Genomic DNA, 18,349 nt, shown 5'->3' with positions numbered 1-18,349 from the left:
ATAATTTTTTAGCATATTTTCCACTCTTCTCCTGCCCTGCGAGTCCTGCTTTGAGCCTTTTGACCATATCCGATCTGACCCTGCGCATTGCCGGGCGTACCCTTCTGGACAGCGCCTCTCTCAACGTGGACCCTGGCCGCAAAATTGGGCTCGTAGGCCGCAACGGTGCAGGAAAATCAACACTTTTAGCCGCCATAGCAGGCGATATCAGCCCAGATAGTGGTACAATTACCCTTGCCAACCGCGCAACAATGGGCCGTGTCAAACAAGAGACACCCTCAGGCAATACATCCCTCATAGACACCGTCTTGGAAGGCGACCTCGAACGCACACGCCTCCTCAATGCCGCAGAAACCGAAACCGACCCGACACGCATTGCCGACACACACGAACGCTTAATCGCTATCGATGCCTACACGGCACCCGCACGGGCCGGGGCGATTCTTTCAGGATTAGGCTTTACCCAAGAGGCCCAACTCAGGCCTGTTTCTGACTTTTCGGGCGGTTGGCGCATGCGCGTCTCCCTAGCGACAGCCCTTTTCTTAAATCCCGATCTGCTTTTGCTGGACGAGCCAACCAACCACTTGGACATAGAGGCGGTTCTCTGGCTTGAATCTTGGCTCGCCAAATTTTCTGGTGCCGCAATCATCGTCAGCCACGATCGTTCATTGCTCGACAATACTGTTGACGCCATTGCTCATCTGGACCGGGCTTCGTTAAGCCTCACCCCGGCGGCTACGACAACTTTATTCGCATCCGCACCGAGCAAGCCCTCCAACAAAACCGTATGGCCGAACGCGTAGCAGCCCAACGGGCACATATGCAGTCATTTGTGGACCGCTTCCGCGCCCAAGCCACCAAAGCCCGCCAAGCGCAAGCCCGCATCAAGGCATTGGAGAAACTGCCTCAAATCGACTCCGTAGTGGAAGATACACCGACCCGGTTCAACTTTCCAGAACCCGCACAACTTCCCCCTCCCATGCTTACCCTTGATCACGTGACCGCAGGCTATGGAGACCACATCGTTCTTAGCGGCTTAAACCAACGCTTGGACATGGAAGACCGTATCGCTTTGCTTGGCCAAAATGGGCGTGGCAAGTCTACTTTCGCTAAGATCCTCGCAGGGCGTCTTGAGCCGCTGAAAGGGTCCGTCAAACATTCCTCCAAGCTCCGTATCGGCTATTTTGCGCAGCATCAATCTGACGAACTGGTCCTATCAGACACACCTATCGACCATATGGCCCGTGCCATGCCGGACGCGACACCCGTTGCGGTACGCGCCCAACTCGACCGTTTCGGACTTGACGCCTTGCGGGCTGAAACGCGGGTAGCTGAACTCTCTGGCGGTGAAAAAGCGCGCTTACTCCTTGCTCTCGCAACGCGGGAGGCGCCCCACCTCCTTCTGCTGGACGAACCTACAAACCATCTCGACCTTGATGCACGCGATGCCCTCATACGCGCTCTGGCCGCCTTCCAAGGTGCCGTCATTCTCATCAGCCACGATAGCCACTTGGTAGAGTCCGTTGCGGATCGCTTCTGGCTCGTTGAAGACGGAACTATTACTCCCTTCGAAGGGGACATGGCAGAATATAAAGCATGGCTGATCGAGCGCGCACGCAAGGCCCGCGCCGAAAATGCTGAACGCGCACGTTCATCCCAAGACAGTTCCGAGGCAGCACAAGCACCAACAGCTTCCGCTGCCCAACGTCGAGCGGACCGCAAAGAACTCACCCGCGCTTTGGCACCCTTACGGCGCAAAATTAAAGATGCTGAAACCAAACTGGCCCAAATTGCCAAAGAACTCGCTTCGATTGAAGAAAAACTGGCCGACCCTGCCCTCTATCAATCAGGAAATCCCGGCGACATAGCCTCTCTCAACGCCCACCGGGCTGGCTTGGAAGCCAAACAGGCTGAAATTGAAGAAATTTGGCTGGAAGCTCAAACCGAGCTCGAAGAAGCATCTTCTTAACACGCCCAGCGTTTTATTCTTTTTCATTCAAGGTTTTCGTTATGCCACTGCAATTTCCTGGTTCCACCCCATCCAACAATGAGCCTCCCGCCCGGGAATTGCAGCGCATAGCCCTTGTCATGCGCATCACACTCGCCATTGCGTTGTCCATGCTGGCTGTTTGGTTGATGGGGGATGTGCTGACCGTTATTTTTGCCGCCACTCTCGTTTCAATCGTGCTGCATGGTTTGGCTCGCACTTTAAGAAAGGGGTTACCTTTCTTAAATTACACAGCGGCTGTCGCCCTTGTAACATTGATTCTCCTACTGCTTATCGTTGGCTTGGGCTGGAGCAGCGGCCCCGCTATCGGAGATCAGTTTTTACGCCTCAAACAGGCCCTTGTTGCTCAGTCAGGGGGCATTAAGGCGCAGTTATCAGACTCAACCCTTGGCCGAACAATCTTGGACTACCTGCCCACATCTTTGGGCGGAAATGCACAAAGTTCAGGTGGATTGAGCAGCTTTGGAACTGGCATTGCTGGCTCTGTCACAGGGCTTTTAAGCAGTGCTTTTGGTGTGCTGGGCACGCTAGCCGTAATCCTGATAGCTGGCCTCTACTTCGCCCTCTCCCCGTCACAATACATTGACGGTGTCCTGCGTCTTATACCCCCAGCACAACGCGGCACCGTACGTGAACTCATGCTGACGGCAGGCGCCACCCTTTGGGCTTGGACAGCAGGACAAGCGCTGGATATGCTCGTAGTGGGTATCCTATCCGGTATCGGCCTGTTTTTTATTGGCGTTCCGCTCGCGCTCGCGCTTGGCGTTGTCGCTGGTCTTTGTAACTTCATTCCTTATATCGGCGCTATTTTAGGTGCTGCCCCGGCCGTTTTGCTCGGTTTGTCTATCGGCCGCAAAGAAGCTCTTCTTGTGATCGTCTTGTACAGTGTTATCCAGTTTTTTGAGGGCAACGTCATGGCCCCGCTCATCCAGCGGCGCGCAGTTCATATGCCCCCGGCTATTGCCATCCTGTCGCAGACGGTATTCAGCACCATATTAGGTGTACCCGGCCTTATCTTAGCATCCCCTCTCACGGCCGCCATTCTCGCCGTTATGGACAAAGCGACCCCGCCCCTCGAGAAAGATGTTCAAACCCGCGAAGAACTCGAGGATGAAGATCAAACCTCATAAGATCGCGGCAAATACTATTTTTCCCTTGCTCCTGACGTAACGTCATCTCGCATGCTCAGCGTCAGGAGGATTTATCCATGACAGCAACAAGCCACACGCTCACCATAGGTGAGTTCGCCAAAGCCGCGGGCACTACTCCCCGTACCCTGCGACATTTCGAATCATTAGGCCTCATTCGAGCGACGCGCGCGGCCAACGGACGACGACATTATACGGCAGAAGCCGTCACGACGTTCCTGCACATCATGACGCTGAAAAATGCCGGTTTCTCATTGAAGGATATTAGCGGCTTTACTCAACAGCCCATCAAAATCGATATGGTCCTCAAAACGCATATCGCCTTTTTAGAACACAAACTGCGAGAGACTGAAAAAGCCCTCAAAACACTTAAAGGGCTCGATGCCCAGCCTCAAACAAATGAGGCACTTTCTACGATAAACCTCAAAGAGTTTTGCCAGCTTCTGCACAAAACAACCCATAACTTGGACAAAGAGGCCCTGCGCCCCTTGCTCGAAAAGCACTTCACCGCGCCAGAGCGCGCTTTGTGGGAGCAAACTGCTAACCGACATTTCCCACCGACTGACCGCGCCCTCTACAGCCTAAAATGGGACAGCCTCATCAAACGCATTCACAACGCGCTGCAACGCCATATCCAACCAGCGAGTGAAGAGGCTGCACAGTTGGCGGCAGAGTGGCTCGAACTGCAAAAACCCCTGCAAGATGCTCTCGGCAAAGAATTATGGAGCAAGACTGCATCGCTTTATGAAGACATGCACTCTTCCCCACAGTCTAAAAACGCGCCGTTCAGTGCTGAAATACTGCAATTTATTCAGTCAGCCGCACACCATCGGAAGGCGGCGGGACATCTTGCGGAATAACTTTTTTGAGCACTTCCTCGGAAAAACTGTTCATACGGTAAGGCCCGTTTGCGCGGGTCTGGATGCCGACATCATCCTCCGTATCGGGGTGGCGCCAGATGGATACCCACACGACCTCAGCATTTGCAGCTCGCAACCGGAAGACAACATCGGCTGAGCGCGGTGGGATCTCCCCTGCTGGGCCCCAGCCTGTACGGTGCGCTTGCAACCATTGATTGAGAGACGATACTTCCTGTCCGGTGAGGCTCCGCTGATGCGGAGCCTGCATTTGCACATCTGCCGCCACAGGCAGAGCCCATGGCCGCAACAAGGGCCAAGAAATTGCCCATATCAAAATGACCGGCAGCCCAACAACCGCAATGAAAGCGAGCAAAAGCTTCTTTTCACGTGTCATGCTGGGAGGCCCGTCATAGCTGCGTTCAAAGCGGAGATAATATACTCCACTTCATCATCGGTAAGCTCCGGATGTATGGGAAGTGCTAAGACACGGCTACCCAGAGATTCCGCGACGGGCAACGCTGCCCCATCATGTGCAGCCTGATAAGCAGGCTGGTGGTGTAGCGGCTTTGGATAATACACCGCAGTAGGAACACCAACAGCCTTCAAGGCCGCCTGCACAGCATCTCGCTGCTCCGCGCCCGCCAATAACACATTATATACAGCCCACGCGCTTGCACTATCAGCCACACGTGCCGGCGCAGTTATTCCCTGAGGCATCCCCCGGTCATACGCCGTGGCTATGGCATCACGGCGCTCCAACTCCTCAGGAAATGCCTCCAGCTTTGCGAGCAGCACTGCAGCTTGCAGCGTATCCAGACGGGCATTCAGGCCGATCCGCTCTACGGCGTAGCGTGTCTTGCCTTCACCGTGGCTTCTCAGCGAACGATAAAGTGCTGCCCGTTCAGCATCATTGGTTAGAATAGCGCCACCATCCCCATATCCGCCCAAAGGCTTAGAGGGGAAAAAGGACAACGTCGTTGCTAACGCTTCATGACCAAGCCGACGCCCTTTATAAGACGCTCCGAAAGATTGCGCGCAGTCCGCGAAGAGCAACAAAGATTCTTCTGCGGCAAACGCGTTCAGTTCATCCCACGGCGCAGACTGACCAAACAAATCTACCCCAATAATCGCACGCGGCGTCAAACGCCCTGCCTGCTTTGTATCGGCCAGTCTTTTCCGCAAAGAAACCAGATCGATTTGGAACGTATCCGGGGTTACATCGACAAAAACGGGCACAGCACCCAAAAGCAACACGACCTCAGCCGTTGCCGTATACGTAAAAGCAGGGAGGAACACTGCGTCACCCGGACCAATATTCTCTGCCATTAAAATCATCAGAAGCGCATCGGTGCCAGACGAAACACCAATGGCTTCTTGCGCTCCCCCGAACTCGGCCAGCTTTTGTTCCAGCTCAACAATTTCAGGCCCCATAACAAAGCAGCAATGCTCAAACACCGCATCAACACGGCGCTTTAAAGCCGCTCCAAGCCGGGCTTGCTGGCGGGGGAGATCAAGAAATGCAATGGATTTAGTCATGGGAAGACATCTCATCTGCCACTGTTTCGGGCACTAGAGCGCCCGTATTATGCCTGAATTCTGGTACGAGATGCTGCAGAATACCCATAACCTCCATCAGATTTCCCTGATGACAGGCTGTATCCAGCGCATCCAACGCCTGACTTACAAGCTCGAAATTAACGGTGCGTGGCGTTGCAATACGCAACCCTGCCGCATCCGTCGGTACGGGCGCCTCGCGGCCATGAAACAACTCTTCAAAGAGCTTTTCACCCGGCCTCAGCCCCGTAATACGAATTTCAATATCCTCATGCGGACGCAAACGCGCCAGACGGATCATCTGACAAGCAAGATCCATAATCTGCACGGGCTCGCCCATATCCAGCACGAAAATGCCGCCCTCACGCAAACGCTGCTCTGTTGCGGTCTCACCCTCATGATCGCGGGTGCCGCGCGCCGCAGCCTGAAGCACTAACCCAACCGCTTCAGGAATGGTCATGAAGTAACGGGTCATCTTCGGGTGCGTAACCGTTAACGGGCCACCTTGCTCCAACTGACGGCGGAACAAAGGCACGACCGAACCGGTAGAGCCTAAAACATTCCCAAACCGCACCGTGACGCAACGCATCGATCCCGCATCGTTACGTGCCATCATGTCGAGTGCCTGCCCGTAAATCTCAGCGCAGCGCTTGCTTGCCCCCATCAGGCTAGATGGATTTACCGCCTTGTCGGTAGAGACCAGAACCGTCGCACGCGCACCGGTGGCCTGAGCGGTGTCCAACACAACCCGCGTGCCCAACACATTGGTTCGCACACCTTCTATCGGGTTATTCTCAACCAATGGCACATGCTTCAAAGCCGCAGCGTGGAAAACAATTTCCGGCGGGTTTTGCTGAAAGACTTCCATCATCCGTAGCCGGTCACGGACATCCGCAATGACCTGCACACAAGCGACATCCGGGTAACGCTCGGACAGATCCAAATGCACCTGCCAGAGCGCATATTCACTTTGCTCAATTAAAAGCAATATTTTGGGCCCGTAGGAGGCAATCTGGCGCACTAATTCGGAACCAATACTCCCGCCAGCCCCGGTAACGGCTACAACACGCCCCGCCAACAGACGCTGAATGCCCCGATTATCCAAGGCAACCGGCGCCCTGTTCAGCAAGTCCTCAATAGCAATCGGCTGTAATTCAAGGCGGGATGCAGGCTGTAAGGCGGTCAAAGACGGTGTTCTCAACACATCAACGCCAAACACCCGTGCCGCATCCAGCACCCGCGACAAAGCTCCCCCACGCAATGTTGGTGAAGTAACAATGATTTTGCCCGGCTGCCGCCCGGAGACTACCAGCCTTCTCAACAGCTCTGGAAACTCCTCCAGCGCACCTAAAATCGGTGCCCGGTGGATACGTCTTCCTGCCTGCTGCTCACTTAACGTCACAACGCCAATGATCTTGCCGCTATTGGTCCGATCACGCTCCATCGCGCGCATGAACAGATCTGCCTCAAAATCAGCGCCGATTAACAGCACCCGCTCACGCGGCAGGCCCCATGGCTGAAAACGTGTGCATATCCGCCAGAACATACGAATCGCACCGAGTAGGACCAGCAAAACCAAAGCGTGGATGAGCGGGAATGTTGGAGTCGGCAGTCCAAAGCCACAGACGAGCAGCAGCGCCATAAACAGACAAGCGCTTACTACCGAAGCACATGCTATTCCAATGAGGTCGCTTAGCCCGGAAAACCGCCAATATTGCTGCGGCATTCTGAATGGAAGGCCACAAACAAGAAGGGTTATTCCCCCACCTGCGATGAACCACAGAGGATGCAACAAACCGCCCTCGGGCGCAGCCAACCAGCGCGCCAGCGGGGCCGCTATTGCCGAGACACCTCCATCCAACGCGATATTCAGGGCAATCCGCCGGGAACGCGTCATGCAGAACCAGCCATTCTTGCGCGGCGACACATCGGCCACGACATCAGGCGCAACAACGGAAGAAGCAAGTGAGTCAGGAGGCATCATACTAGTCACATCCTGCTTATAGCGCCAAAATACACAATACCCTATGCTTACCCCTATGTTGTTTTCTGTAACATCACTGCTCTCAGGCTTAACACCGGCATGTTATGCAGTACCTGCGCTCTGCGTGGCCTTGATCTTGATCATGATCCGTATAGCTGTGCTGGATCACCCTGTTGCCAGAAGCGCACATACTCGCCCCACACCTAAAGGGGGAGGAATTGGTATTATCGGCAGTTTCCTGCTCACCATTCCTTGGGCTCTCGCCTCCCATCCACAGACACACACTCTCCCAATTGCTGGTATGATGGCGGGGGTCTTCTTCCTTGCCGTCGTGTCCTGGGCTGATGATATTTATTCTTTCAAAGCGTGGTATAAATTAGCGGCACAATGCTTGGCAGCTTTCCTCGTTGCCCTGCCGGTCACGTCCAGCCCCTTCGTATTGGGAATCGACGTTCTCTTAGCCGTATTCATGACGAATGCCCTCAACTTCATTGATGGCATTAACGGCCTATGCGCCGGTAGCATTGCCATCGCGTGCTTTATCTTGGCTTTGACGGGCCTCCAGCCCGAAGTGCTGCTTCTCTTAGCGCTAGCATTACTAACTTTCCTGCCCTTCAATTTTCCGAAAGCGCGCATATTCATGGGGGATGTGGGCAGCCAATCCGCCGCTCTAGTCATGGCATGGTGTGCCATACAACCTCACCCGTTCGAGCCCTATCTCGTTCTTGCCTTATTCTCGGGCATTTTCTGGGATGTTCTTTTTACGCTCATCCGCCGCGCCTTTGCTGGCAATAAACTCATGCACGCTCATCGCGGCCATCTTTACCAGCTTGCAACCCGGTCTGGCGTACCCGTCTCAGCGGTTACGCTTCTTTACTGGGTGTTTACACTTTGGGGAGCGTTCGTCTGGAGCCTGCCACTTCCCACAGTCTCACTACTGCTGGGCATCATCCTACCACAGGCACTATGGACAGTTTTCATTTGTCTTCGTGCACGTCAACGCATCACGACAGCTTGGTAAAGAAAAGCCGCAGCAGAAGAACTGCTACGGCTCTAAAAAGCTCTACTGATTTTTCCGAGCTTTAGCCTGCGCGGCGAATGCTCAGACGTTCTACCTGACCGATTGCGCGGTCATCACGGTCAGCTTGGGAGCCCGAAGCTTCAGCCATAATGGCACGCATTTCGCGCAGGAATGCTTGGCCCTTTGGCGTGTGGCGTACCAACACTGAACGGCGGTCCAACGGATCAGGCTTACGCTCTGCCAGACCGAGGACACGCAAACGGTCGAGCGCACGCGTGATGGCAGGCTTGGATACGTTCAGCGCTGCGGCCAGTCCACGCACAGTGTGCGCACCGTCGTTCAGATAACAGGTCAGAAACACTGCGAGTTGGCGCGCTGACAAGTCCGGACCATCACGACGGACAAGCGTTACCATTGTGCCGCACAGAAGGTTCAGCATGTGGTCATTCTTGACTTGAGACATGACTTTAGTTCCTCACGTTTCCCGTTTACGCTTCGGCAGTCTCTCGTCCCCGCCTCGTCGCAAGCGATATTGAATACGAAACGTTCCGTTTCGCTAAAAGTTTGTGGCCCTCATTATGAGCTTGCACATCCTTCACGAGCGTCCGGATACGGTCACTTTTAAGAAGGGCCTAAGGTTGATTGCAGCAATAAGCCGAAACGCATCCGAAAAGACAGCCCCCACGCCAAGACAATTATGTTACGATCTTAAAAAGAGAGGGGCATAACCCTCTCTTATCACTCCAAGTTTTCTAACAAATCTTTGCTATTGCACCGACGATTGCCCGCAAAGCCAAAGTCTCACCCCCCTCTGGTCGGCCGGGATAAGACGCATCATTCCATGCGTAAGTGTCGATATGGCACCATTTTTGGCCCTTTGGGACAAAACGCTGCAAATACAACGCTGCCGTAATGGCTCCCGCCATCGGCTTGGCGGTCACGTTCCCCATATCTGCAATACGGCTATCGAGCCATGCATCATAACCATGCCAGAGTGGCATTCTCCACAGGGGATCTGCATGTTCTTTTCCAGATTCGCAGATGATTTGCGCCATCTCATCATCATTTGCAAACAACGCCGGCAGATCGGGACCAAGCGCTACCCGTGCGGCACCCGTCAATGTCGCCATATCCAACAACCATTCTGGGCGCTTTTCAGATGCCTCCGTGAGTAAATCGCAGAGAACCAAACGCCCCTCCGCATCCGTATTCCCCACTTCGACCGTTTTTCCACTGCGTGTTTTGAGCACATCACCCGGGCGCATCGCGTGGCCAGAAACGCTATTTTCAACACAGCCGAGGCGCACCTCCAGCGTGACGTCCAACCCCAGATCAATCACAGCACATGCCACGGCTAACGCTAACGCTGCGCCCCCCATATCCTTTTTCATACGGAGCATGCCTGCCGGTGGCTTCAGATCATACCCCCCTGTATCAAAGCACACACCTTTGCCTACCAAGGAAATGAGTGGCGCACCTTCACGCTTCTGCCAACGACCAACGACCACGCGAGCAGGTCTGTCTGAACCAGCCCCAACTGCCGCTAGACAAGGATAAGCAGCCTCCAACGCGTCTCCCTGCACAAGATCAACGCTAGCACCTCGGGCAGATAACGCATTTTCTGCATGCTCTGCGAGTTCAACAGGGCCAAGCAAATTTGCAGGGATGTTGATAAGATCGCGCCCCAGCCAAGTCGCTTTCACCAAAGCTAGAGCCGGTGCATCGCTCTCTTCCGTAATGATCCGTGTTGTGAATGGATCACGGCCACGCACATGGTAACGATACGCTCCCATAGCAAAGCCCAAAATCACTGCCGCACGAGCCGCCTCTGGAAGCCCGATCAACACTAACGTCCAATCACCCGCGCTTAACAGTGTTCCCAAAGCACCGTACGCTAAGGGGTTCTGGGCTTGTTCAACATCCACAACATATAACGCACCGTCGGGTAGGTGAGCGTAACGGCTCGGCAAAGATTGAAATGCCTGCGCCTTCAGCCACTCGGCGTGCTGTGCCTCAATCTCTGCAGTATGAGATTGCGCTACAAGGTAGAGCTTCTTTACGGCGGTACCGTCTGCTCCCACCGCAGGTGCGGTGATAAAAGGAAGTTTCTGCATAAAAATTACCCGCCTCATTCCAAAATTAAACGCTATCGCGCGCTGGGACACTTGCTTTTATCGCGCACAAACCCGACCATTCACCCATGCCCAGCGCAGTTCACAGAACCTTACCAGCCGCTCATATTATGCCAAGCGCCGTTCGTGCCGCCCTTGGCCCCACGAATACGGGTAAAACCCATTATGCGCTCACCCGCATGATGGCTCATGCCACAGGGATAATTGGCTTCCCGCTGCGCTTGCTTGCCCGTGAGAATTACGAGCGCTTGGTCAAAGCCAAAGGGGCACGTTTTGTTGCTCTCATCACCGGGGAGGAAAAGATTATCCCTCACGGTGCGAAATGGTTCTCCTGCACTGTGGAGGCAATGCCACTTGATCGCAAAGTTGAGTTCATCGCAGTCGACGAAATCCAACTAGCAGCAGACCCCGACCGCGGACATGTCTTTACCGACAGGCTGCTTAATGCGCGCGGCACTGTAGAAACACTCTTTCTTGGGGCTGAAACCATACGCCCCCTCCTCAAACACCTTATCCCCAATATCGAAATCGATACGCGCACACGCCTTTCCAGCCTTGTGCATACCGGCGCGACAAAGCTGTCAAAATTGCCGCCCCGCTCTGCCATCGTGGCCTTTTCAATGGCTGAAGTTTACACTCTTGCCGAAGTTATCCGCCGCCGCCGCGGTGGTTGCGCCGTTATCATGGGGCAACTCAGCCCCCGCACGCGCAACGCTCAAGTTGAATTATACCAAAACCGCGAAGTTGATTACCTTGTAGCGACCGATGCCATTGGTATGGGTTTGAACATGGATGTAGACCATGTCGCCCTTGCTCAACTCAGCAAATTTGACGGTACAACCCCGCGCCCCCTTTTCCCTCAGGAAATTGCCCAAATCGCCGGACGAGCCGGGCGTGGTATGCGTGATGGAACATTCGGCACAACTGCGGACGCCCCGCCGCTCTCCGAGACACTGGCCAACACGATAGAACAACATCGCTTTGAACCGATCAAACGCCTATCATGGCGTAACAGCAAACTTGATTTTACCAACCCGCGTTCTTTGCTTGCCAGCCTGACCCTCTCCCCCCCCCAGAAAGGCCTTGTCTCTGGGCGTATTGCCTCTGACGTTACAACGCTTGAGAGTCTTATCCTCGACCCAGACATTCAAAAAGCCGCACGCGGGCGTGAAGCTACAGCCTTACTCTGGGATGTCTGCCAGATACCCGACTTTCGCAAATTGGGGGACGACAGCCATGCACGCCTCTGCGCCAAACTCTATATGCACCTCCTGCAAGACGGCACTATTCCGCCCAACTGGATGGATGGCCACCTGAAAGGCCTAGACAAACCTGAAGGCGATATCGACACACTCATGCAGCGCCTAACAGGCGTCCGTGTATGTGCCTATGTCGCATCGCGCAGTGAATGGAGCCGCCATTCCAACACATGGCAAAAGCGCACCCGTGAAGTAGAAGACCGGCTCTCAGATGCATTGCACGAGCGCCTCACCGCTCGCTTCGTGGATCGGCGTGCTGCGACGTTACTCCGCCGCCTCGACGACGCGAACGATCAGCCACTGCTATCCGCTGTGACACAGGACGGCACTGTCGTTGTTGAAGGCCACGACATAGGAAAAATCGAAGGCTTCACCCTTAATATGGGGCCGCTGGAAGAAACTGAGCGCGCCTTGGTCCTCCGCGCAGGACGCCGTGCATTACAGCAGGAAATACCGCGCCGCATCAAACAGCTTGCCAACGCACCAGACAGTGAATTAGCCCTCGACTATCATAGCGGGGTTTTGACATGGAATGGCGTTGCCCTCGGGCGATTAACCTCAGGCGAGCGGTTACTCCACCCTAAAATTCGCCTCTTCCACGGCGAGTTTGCCGATACACAGCAACGCAACCACGTCGAATCACGGCTGCTCAGTTTCACCCAAAACGTCATTACGCAAGAATTCCAGCCCTTATACGCGCTGCAATCAGCATCCGAAACGCACCCAGTTCTCCGTGGCATCGTGCATCGCCTCATAGAAGACGGCGGCATAACGCCCCCGCTCGCGGCTGACTACGCCTTGCCTTACCCCGATAGGCGCACCATCAAGCAGCATGGCATCATCATCGGTCAGTTCGCCCTCTTTATGCCAGCATTGCTGAGACCACAGGTTTTACATTTCCGCGCACTTCTCTCGCATATTCACTCGGGTCATTCCAATGTTTTGCCTCCAACGCCGGTAGGCCGTATTTCCTGCCCTTGGAATGATGTTGCGGGACGGCCCGGATGGGTGCGAGCAGGCGATATTGGCCTAAGACTCGATATTGCTGAACGACGCCTACACGAACTCCAGCGCTTAAGCGCGCACAAAGCCTGTGTTGCCCCCAAAGAACTGTCCTCTTGGTTCGGTATTCGTGCGGCGCAACTCCCCGAAACACTCAAAGCCCTTGGCGTGCGTCACTTACCTCCAGCAACCTTAGAAAAGCATCAATTTGGCCCTGCGACGCCTCTGCTATTGCTACCTCCACGCCCACAGCGCAGACACCCAGCAAAAAAGCGGCCTGATCAGGCAAAGCCTATCATGCGCGTGGACAGTCCATTTGCTGCCTTGGCAGCCCTTAACATCTCGTCACGCCACCCAGAGCCTAAGAAAAAAAACCACCGGAAACGACAAACATAAGACGACTGCACCATGTCCACAGATTTCCAACGATTTGACGTTTGGCTTTACTATGTGCGCTTCACCAAAACACGTAGTTTAGCTGCAGCGTATATTGCCAAAGGCTTTGCCCGCATTAATGGACAGGCCACGAATAAACCCCACGCCAAAATACGCGTTGGCGATACGGTAACACTCTCACCAAGACACCCAAAAGATGACGTACATGTCTGGACTATTCGTTGCCTTGGAACACGTCGTGGCCCTGCTTCAGAAGCCACACTGCTCTACGAGAACATCATAGCACCCAGTGAAGATGCTTGCGTCTGACCAAAAACACTCGCATATCATCCGTCATCAATGAGAGACCGGTGCTAAACCAAGCCACCCAGACAGATTGGAGACATCTATGGCCTATGTGGTCACCGAGAACTGCATCCGCTGCAAATTCATGGATTGCGTCGAAGTTTGCCCCGTAGACTGTTTCTATGCAGGCGAAAACTTTCTGGTGATCAATCCAGACGAATGCATCGATTGCGGCGTTTGTGAACCGGAATGCCCTGCTGAAGCAATTTTCCCAGACAGTGACGGCCGCGCAGAAGCATGGATTGAAACAAACGCCCGCCTCGCAGGTCTTTGGCCGAACATCACCCGCAAAGGTGAGCAACCTGCTGACGCGGAAGAATGGAGAGACAAGCCCGACAAAGCTGGTTTGCTGTCCGAAGAACCACACAAAGACTAAAGGGCTCACCAGCCCCGCCTACTCAAAAACCCAGCGCTTTCGCCGCTGGGTTTTTTTGTGCCTCGCAGGGCAGCCTCACAGAAACAAAAAAAGCCAGTGGGAATAATCCCACTGGCTTTTCCGTGACACCCGGCTTGAGAATATCTCTTAGCGGGACATCATGTTCATAGCGGTATCGTGCATAATGAACAGCGTGCCACCAATAACGATGACTACCGTTGCAACGGCTACCAAGAAGCACAAGAGGTTCCAGTACTGCTCAGAACTTCCGTTCATGTGCAGGAAGAAAACCAAGTGAACAAAAATCTGAACGACAGCCAAAACAGCCAGCACCAAAACCGCCATGCTAGGCGAGAATACGTGCGCCATGACAGCGGCGAAGGACGCCACCGTCAAAATGACTGCCAGGATAAAGCCAATCAGATAAGCGGAGTAGGATCCGTGACCATTGCTTGCCCCGGATGAGTGAGAAGCTTGAGCCATTAGAGCGTACTCGCAAGATAGACGAAGGAGAAAACGCAGATCCAAACGATGTCCAGAAAGTGCCAGAACAGGCTGAGGCAAGTAAGCTTGTCCATCATCCGTGGCTTGAGTCCCTGCGGACCAAGTATCTGCACCATCAGAACAGCCATCCAGATCAGACCACATGTTACGTGCAGACCATGTGTACCAACCAGCGTAAAGAACGCTGAAAGGAACGCAGAACGATCAGGGCCGTGGCCCTCCGCAATCATGTTGTGGAACTCGTTGACTTCCAACCCTACGAAGGACGCGCCAAGAATAAACGTCACAGCGAGCCAAAGTAGGACGGCACCCTTTTTCTGCGCATGCGCATTAATGGATGCAAAACCGTAAGTGATGGACGAGAACAGCAGGATTGCTGTCTCGATACCAACATTTTGAAGGTCAAACAGTTCTTTGCCTGTCGGGCCACCTGCAAACTGGTTCCGCATAACTGCGAACACAGCGAAGATGGTGCCGAACAGGACGCAGTCTGTCATCAGGTACACCCAGAAGCCAAACACGTTGGGGGTCTCGTGATGATGTTCCCCATCGTGATGGTCTGCATGTGCCGTAGGCGACATTGTTGCTTCGTGAGCCATAGTCAGCTTACGCCCCTCTTATTCAGCAGCCTGAGCAGCTGCAAGATGACGGGAATAAACTTCCTCGTCATGTTCCACTTCGCTGACCGGGACATAGTAATCGATGTCCTGATTCGCGCTACGCAGGATCCAGGTCACCAGGATACCCAACAGGCCTAGACCTGCCAGCCACCAGATGTACCAAACTGCCGCAAAACCGAAGATGAACGTGAACGCACCAATGAAGACACCAGCAGCAGTGTTCTTCGGCATATGGATCGGCGCAAGCGTCTGACCATGTGCAGTGTCGCGTCCGCGCTCCTTCTCCATGTGGAACGTATCCAAACCATAGATCTTAGGAATAACGGCAAAGTTGTAAGCTGGCGGAGGTGAAGAAATAGCCCATTCCAGTGTACGGCCACCCCATGGATCACCCGTAAGGTCACGGTTTTCCGGAAGGTTACGGTCACGGATAGAAACGTAGATCTGCACCAACTGGCATGCCACGCCGAGAGCGATAATAGCAGCGCCACCAGCAGCGACCAGTTCCCATGGGTACCATTCTGGATTGTCGTAGTGGTTCATACGGCGCGTCATACCCTGCAGACCGAGGATATAAAGCGGTACGAAGGCAACGTAGAAGCCAACGAACCAGCACCAGAATGAACGCTTGCCCCATGTCTCATTCAGCTTGAAGCCAAACGCTTTTGGGAACCAGTAATTCATACCTGCAATGTAACCGAAGTACACACCGCCGATGATGACGTTATGGAAGTGGGCAATCAAGAACAGTGAGTTATGCACGATCCAGTCTGCTGCAGGCATAGCCATCATCACACCGGTCATACCACCGATGGAGAAGGTAACCATGAAGCCAACTGTCCAGTACATAGGCGACGTGAAATCAATGCGGCCCTTATACATGGTGAAGAGCCAGTTAAAGATCTTCACACCTGTCGGCACTGCAATGACCATTGTTGCAATACTGAAGAAGGTATTAACGTCTGCGCCGGAACCCATCGTAAAGAAGTGATGGACCCAAACAACCATTGCCAACACCATGATGGAGCAGGTTGCGTAGACCATGGTGCTATAACCGAAGAGCGGCTTACGTGAGAACGTCGCCGTAACTTCAGAGAACACACCGAATGCTGGAATGATAAGAATATAGACTTCTGGGTGACCCCAAGCCCAAATCAGATTGACGTACAACATCACGTTGCCGCCGGCATCATTCGTAAAGAAGTGCATGCCGAGGTAACGGTCCAAGCTCAACATCCCGAGCGTAACGGTCAGGATTGGGAAGGACATCAGAATAAGAACGGTCGTGCAAAGTGCTGTCCATGTGAAGACAGGCAACTTCATCCAGGTCATGCCTGGTGCACGCATTTTTACAATGGTCGTGAAGAAGTTTACGCCGGTCAGCAATGTGCCAACACCCGCGATCTGAACTGCCCAGATGTAGTAATCTACACCAACGCCGGGGCTGAACTGCATTTCAGACAGCGGAGGATAAACCAGCCAGCCTGTCTGCGCGAACTCACCGATAAACAACGAAATGTTAATCAGCAATGCGCCGATCAGCGTCATGTAGAAGCTGAAAGAGTTCAAGAATGGGAAGGCAACGTCACGCGCACCAATCTGCAATGGCACAACAAGGTTCAGAAGACCTGTCATGAACGCCATCGCCATAAAGAAGATCATGATCGTACCGTGGGCGGTAAAAATCTGATCGTAATGGTGCGGCGGCAGGTAACCGGGGTTACCATTATAAGCAAGAGCAAGTTGGCTACGCATCATGATCGCGTCCGCAAAACCGCGGAACAACATCACAATAGCCAAAATGATGTACATGACGGCAAGGCGCTTGTGATCGACTGTTGTCAGCCATTCACGCCACAGGTAACCCCACTTGCCGAAATAGGTCACTGCTGCAAGCACAACAAGACCAATGATGGCCACGCCAGCAAATGTACCGACAAGAATCGGCACATCATAAGGAATGGCAGAGAGCGAAAGCTTTCCGAGCATCCGTCTTATTCCTTCATATTCATGTCGGACATGCTGCCCGCATCGGCAGCCGGCATGTGCTTGACCTTACCGGTCGTCTTTTCAACCATCATGCCATTATTGTACTTCGCCACAATCCCGTCGAAGAGATCAGGCTGGACATGAGCAAAATAGTGCACAGGCGCTGCTTCTTGTGGAGCAGCAAAGCTTGGGTAAGATGCTGTATCGAGCGCGTCTGAACCGGCCTTAACCTTTTCAACCCACGCATCAAAACCAGCTTTATCCATAGCTAGAGTGCGGAAACGCATGTCCGAGAAGCCGCGTCCGCTGTAATGTGATGCTTCACCCAAGTAATCGCCCGGCATGCTCGCCAAAAGGTGCAGCTGTGTTTGCTGGCCTGGCATAGCGTAGATCATGGATCCAAGGCGTGGGATGAAGAAGGACGTCATCACTGTGTCGGAGGTGATCTGGAAGTTCAGCGGTGTGTTTGTTGGAACCGCGAGCTGATTAATGGTTGCAATACCCTGATCTGGGTAAATGAACATCCATTTCCAGTCTAACGCCACAACCTGAACGTTCAGTGGTTTGACGTCTCCAGTCGTCGCGAGTGGGCGGTATGGGTCATACGCATGCGTACTCCACCATGAAATCGCACCCAAAACGAGAATGATAACTGCAGGGATACCCCAAACAAAGATTTCAATCTTCGTAGAGTGATCCCATGTAGGAAGGTATTCTGCTTGTTTATTGGAAGCACGATACTTCCAAGCAAAAACCAGTGTCGCAATAACAGTCGGGATCACGATCAGCAGCATGATCACGAACTCAAGGATCATGACCTTACTGTCCATTTCTGCGATCGGACCAGCAGGTTGAAGCAGATCAACCGTACAGCCTGAAAGCATCAGCGCTGGCAACGCTGGGAGATATCGCCAGGATTTCTTCATCGGTCCTGCTTTCATCTTCCGTTCCGGCAGAGAGAAAAGAATAGAAAAAGCGACGGTGTTTTTTGCATTCCATGAACACAAACACGTGCCAGCACCTTGCCCATCCTCTTCTCGAATTAGCATCGAGCACCGATCAATTTCGGTTCCCGCATAAGAAACAACAAAGACACCAAGGTCTCTCGTCTCCGCTTATTTCCGCCTGAATTGGCTGAAACACAAGGTTTT

Annotated in this window: 15 protein-coding genes and 1 pseudogene; 7 read left to right on the top strand and 9 right to left on the bottom strand. The window is 53.7% G+C overall.

Going from position 1 to position 18,349, the window contains the following annotated elements:
• Positions 1-50: 50 nt before the first annotated feature.
• The 3 genes and pseudogenes from D5366_RS06625 (at position 51) to D5366_RS06615 (ending at position 4,016) form a co-directional block, all read left to right on the top strand.
• Positions 51-1,969, top strand: a pseudogene (locus D5366_RS06625) (ABC-F family ATP-binding cassette domain-containing protein).
• Positions 1,970-2,010: 41 nt separating this feature from the next.
• Positions 2,011-3,138: an AI-2E family transporter gene (locus tag D5366_RS06620; RefSeq protein WP_141492795.1), complete on the top strand. Its 1,128-nt coding sequence runs from the start codon at positions 2,011-2,013 to the stop codon at positions 3,136-3,138.
• A gap of 77 nt (positions 3,139-3,215) precedes the next feature.
• Complete coding sequence (locus D5366_RS06615; protein WP_141492794.1) at positions 3,216-4,016, top strand: MerR family transcriptional regulator; 801 nt, start codon at positions 3,216-3,218, stop codon at positions 4,014-4,016.
• Here the strand turns inward: D5366_RS06615 and D5366_RS06610 are convergent.
• From D5366_RS06610 to D5366_RS06600, 3 genes are read right to left on the bottom strand one after another with little or no spacing between them, the layout of a single operon-like run.
• Positions 3,964-4,410, bottom strand: a complete 447-nt coding sequence (locus tag D5366_RS06610; RefSeq protein WP_141492793.1) for a hypothetical protein — start codon at positions 4,408-4,410, stop codon at positions 3,964-3,966. The two genes, D5366_RS06615 and D5366_RS06610, sit on opposite strands and share 53 nt — an antisense overlap.
• Positions 4,407-5,552: a DegT/DnrJ/EryC1/StrS family aminotransferase gene (locus D5366_RS06605; protein ID WP_141492792.1), complete on the bottom strand. Its 1,146-nt coding sequence runs from the start codon at positions 5,550-5,552 to the stop codon at positions 4,407-4,409. The genes D5366_RS06610 and D5366_RS06605 overlap by 4 nt, the downstream gene beginning before the upstream one ends.
• Complete coding sequence (locus D5366_RS06600) at positions 5,545-7,467, bottom strand: polysaccharide biosynthesis protein (protein WP_240775393.1); 1,923 nt, start codon at positions 7,465-7,467, stop codon at positions 5,545-5,547. Before D5366_RS06600 ends, D5366_RS06605 begins: the two co-directional genes overlap by 8 nt.
• Before the next feature lie 142 nt (positions 7,468-7,609).
• Here D5366_RS06600 and D5366_RS06595 point away from each other — a divergent pair, with 142 nt between their 5' ends.
• The gene (locus D5366_RS06595) at positions 7,610-8,575 is read left to right on the top strand and encodes a glycosyltransferase family 4 protein (RefSeq protein WP_141492791.1); all 966 of its coding nucleotides are present in this window, start codon (positions 7,610-7,612) and stop codon (positions 8,573-8,575) included.
• Between the two features lie 61 nt (positions 8,576-8,636).
• Here the strand turns inward: D5366_RS06595 and D5366_RS06590 are convergent, their stop codons facing one another.
• Entirely contained in the window at positions 8,637-9,038 is a 402-nt protein-coding gene (locus D5366_RS06590) for a MarR family transcriptional regulator (RefSeq protein ID WP_141492790.1), read from the bottom strand.
• A 289-nt stretch (positions 9,039-9,327) separates the two neighbouring features.
• The gene (locus tag D5366_RS06585; protein WP_205839571.1) at positions 9,328-10,689 is read right to left on the bottom strand and encodes a leucyl aminopeptidase family protein; all 1,362 of its coding nucleotides are present in this window, start codon (positions 10,687-10,689) and stop codon (positions 9,328-9,330) included.
• An 86-nt stretch (positions 10,690-10,775) separates the two neighbouring features.
• Here D5366_RS06585 and D5366_RS06580 point away from each other — a divergent pair, with 86 nt between their 5' ends.
• From D5366_RS06580 to fdxA, 3 genes are all read left to right on the top strand, one after another.
• The gene (locus D5366_RS06580; RefSeq protein ID WP_240775196.1) at positions 10,776-13,364 is read left to right on the top strand and encodes a helicase-related protein; all 2,589 of its coding nucleotides are present in this window, start codon (positions 10,776-10,778) and stop codon (positions 13,362-13,364) included.
• 12 nt (positions 13,365-13,376) lie between these two features.
• Complete coding sequence (locus D5366_RS06575) at positions 13,377-13,673, top strand: RNA-binding S4 domain-containing protein (protein WP_141492789.1); 297 nt, start codon at positions 13,377-13,379, stop codon at positions 13,671-13,673.
• A 79-nt stretch (positions 13,674-13,752) separates the two neighbouring features.
• Entirely contained in the window at positions 13,753-14,085 is a 333-nt protein-coding gene (gene fdxA, locus D5366_RS06570; RefSeq protein WP_141492788.1) for a ferredoxin FdxA, read from the top strand.
• A gap of 147 nt (positions 14,086-14,232) precedes the next feature.
• Here fdxA and cyoD read toward each other — a convergent pair whose 3' ends face one another.
• From cyoD to cyoA, 4 genes are read right to left on the bottom strand one after another with little or no spacing between them, the layout of a single operon-like run.
• A complete protein-coding gene (cyoD, locus tag D5366_RS06565) occupies positions 14,233-14,568 on the bottom strand; it encodes a cytochrome o ubiquinol oxidase subunit IV (RefSeq protein WP_141492787.1) in 336 nt (111 codons plus the stop codon).
• Positions 14,568-15,188, bottom strand: coding sequence for a cytochrome o ubiquinol oxidase subunit III (cyoC, locus tag D5366_RS06560; protein WP_141492786.1), 621 nt, complete (start codon positions 15,186-15,188; stop codon positions 14,568-14,570). Before cyoC ends, cyoD begins: the two co-directional genes overlap by 1 nt.
• An 18-nt stretch (positions 15,189-15,206) precedes the next feature.
• Positions 15,207-17,198 (bottom strand): cytochrome o ubiquinol oxidase subunit I, encoded by a 1,992-nt coding sequence (gene cyoB / locus D5366_RS06555; protein WP_141492785.1) that lies wholly within the window; start codon positions 17,196-17,198, stop codon positions 15,207-15,209.
• A gap of 5 nt (positions 17,199-17,203) precedes the next feature.
• The gene (gene cyoA / locus D5366_RS06550) at positions 17,204-18,139 is read right to left on the bottom strand and encodes a ubiquinol oxidase subunit II (RefSeq protein WP_141492784.1); all 936 of its coding nucleotides are present in this window, start codon (positions 18,137-18,139) and stop codon (positions 17,204-17,206) included.
• Positions 18,140-18,349: the final 210 nt, after the last annotated feature.

This window comes from Neokomagataea tanensis, from assembly GCF_006542335.1.
GTDB lineage: Bacteria > Pseudomonadota > Alphaproteobacteria > Acetobacterales > Acetobacteraceae > Gluconobacter > Gluconobacter tanensis.
Note: the sequence above shows the minus strand (reverse complement) of the source record. Positions and strands in the feature narration are given on the sequence as shown.

Bases quoted from the DNA above. Each gene is read 5' to 3' on its own strand.
- D5366_RS06620 (WP_141492795.1), top strand. From the start codon at position 2,011: ATGCCACTGCAATTTCCTGGTTCCACCCCATCCAACAATGAGCCTCCC.
- D5366_RS06615 (WP_141492794.1), top strand. From the start codon at position 3,216: ATGACAGCAACAAGCCACACGCTCACCATAGGTGAGTTCGCCAAAGCC.
- D5366_RS06610 (WP_141492793.1), bottom strand. From the start codon at position 4,410: ATGACACGTGAAAAGAAGCTTTTGCTCGCTTTCATTGCGGTTGTTGGG.
- D5366_RS06605 (WP_141492792.1), bottom strand. From the start codon at position 5,552: ATGACTAAATCCATTGCATTTCTTGATCTCCCCCGCCAGCAAGCCCGG.
- D5366_RS06600 (WP_240775393.1), bottom strand. From the start codon at position 7,467: ATGACGCGTTCCCGGCGGATTGCCCTGAATATCGCGTTGGATGGAGGT.
- D5366_RS06595 (WP_141492791.1), top strand. From the start codon at position 7,610: ATGTTGTTTTCTGTAACATCACTGCTCTCAGGCTTAACACCGGCATGT.
- D5366_RS06590 (WP_141492790.1), bottom strand. From the start codon at position 9,038: ATGTCTCAAGTCAAGAATGACCACATGCTGAACCTTCTGTGCGGCACA.
- D5366_RS06585 (WP_205839571.1), bottom strand. From the start codon at position 10,689: ATGCAGAAACTTCCTTTTATCACCGCACCTGCGGTGGGAGCAGACGGT.
- D5366_RS06580 (WP_240775196.1), top strand. From the start codon at position 10,776: ATGCCCAGCGCAGTTCACAGAACCTTACCAGCCGCTCATATTATGCCA.
- D5366_RS06575 (WP_141492789.1), top strand. From the start codon at position 13,377: ATGTCCACAGATTTCCAACGATTTGACGTTTGGCTTTACTATGTGCGC.
- fdxA (WP_141492788.1), top strand. From the start codon at position 13,753: ATGGCCTATGTGGTCACCGAGAACTGCATCCGCTGCAAATTCATGGAT.
- cyoD (WP_141492787.1), bottom strand. From the start codon at position 14,568: ATGGCTCAAGCTTCTCACTCATCCGGGGCAAGCAATGGTCACGGATCC.
- cyoC (WP_141492786.1), bottom strand. From the start codon at position 15,188: ATGGCTCACGAAGCAACAATGTCGCCTACGGCACATGCAGACCATCAC.
- cyoB (WP_141492785.1), bottom strand. From the start codon at position 17,198: ATGCTCGGAAAGCTTTCGCTCTCTGCCATTCCTTATGATGTGCCGATT.
- cyoA (WP_141492784.1), bottom strand. From the start codon at position 18,139: ATGAAAGCAGGACCGATGAAGAAATCCTGGCGATATCTCCCAGCGTTG.